This window comes from Mesorhizobium sp. M8A.F.Ca.ET.181.01.1.1 (assembly GCF_004792025.1).
Taxonomy (GTDB): Bacteria; Pseudomonadota; Alphaproteobacteria; order Rhizobiales; family Rhizobiaceae; genus Mesorhizobium.
In genome coordinates, this window is the sequence record NZ_SRTV01000268.1 from 1 (window position 1) to 294 (window position 294).

At 66.0% G+C, this 294-nt stretch carries 1 pseudogene; it reads right to left on the reverse strand.

The features are described from left to right. Positions 1-294 (reverse strand): annotated as a pseudogene (locus EN824_RS34550) (IS5/IS1182 family transposase); the annotation flags it as partial.

The following is a 294-nucleotide window of genomic DNA, read 5'->3' on the forward strand; positions in this document are numbered from 1 at the left end:
GGACACCGATAGCCGTCCCGATCCGGTTCATGGACGAAGGCGCTCTTCCTCATCTTGCCGGGCCTTGGCGGGCTCGGGTTGCGATAGCCGATGACGCCCCGGATGTTCCTGTCCTCCAGCCCCTTGGCGATGCCTGGCGTGGCATAGCCGGCATCCAGCCCCGCCGCCGCCACAACGAAGCCGAAGCGCTCCACCTGGCGGTCGAGCCGGCCAAGATAGACGATCGAGTCATGCATGTTGGCCGGCGTGGCGAAGGTATCGGTGATGATGCCGCAACGACTGTCCACCGTGCGG